This is a genomic window from Rothia nasisuis (genome assembly GCF_928381405.1).
GTDB lineage: Bacteria > Actinomycetota > Actinomycetes > Actinomycetales > Micrococcaceae > Rothia > Rothia nasisuis.
This window is the reverse complement of sequence record NZ_CAKMSB010000037.1, coordinates 1-601: the sequence shown is the minus strand read 5'-3', so window position 1 is coordinate 601 and position 601 is coordinate 1. Positions and strand designations below refer to the sequence as shown.

At 27.8% G+C, this 601-nt stretch carries 1 protein-coding gene; it reads left to right on the top strand.

Annotated elements, in window-relative coordinates; translation table 11 throughout:
* Positions 1–485, top strand: a 485-nt coding sequence (locus L6966_RS11925) for a protein rep (protein WP_237233460.1), incomplete at its 5' end; no start/stop codon positions are given.
* Positions 486–601 lie beyond the last annotated feature (116 nt).

The window sequence follows — 601 nt, the reverse complement described above, 5'->3', positions numbered from 1 at the left end:
ATTATAATCCTCATTTTCATGTGTTAATTGCAGTAAATAAATCGTATTTCACAGATAAAAGATATTATATTAGCCAACAAGAATGGTTAGATTTATGGCGTGATGTAACGGGCATTTCAGAAATAACACAAGTTCAAGTTCAAAAAATAAGACAAAATAATAATAAAGAATTATATGAAATGGCTAAGTATTCTGGTAAAGATAGTGATTATTTAATAAATCAAAAAGTCTTTGATGCATTTTATAAATCACTTAAAGGTAAACAGGTATTAGTTTATTCAGGATTATTTAAAGAGGCTAAAAAGAAATTAAAAAATGGGGATTTAGATTACTTAAAAGAAATTGATCCAACCGAATATATCTATCAAATTTTTTATATTTGGAAACAAAAAGAGTATTTAGCTAGTGAACTTTATGACTTAACAGAACAAGAAAAAAGAGAAATTAATCACAAAATGATAGACGAAATCGAGGAAGAACAATAACAAAATATAAGTGCTAACAGCTGACCTCCCGATAACACCATGTAGTTATTGGGAGGTCAGCTGTTGAATTATGCACGAGTATTTTAAAAGTTATTGTGATGACGACGATAAACGAT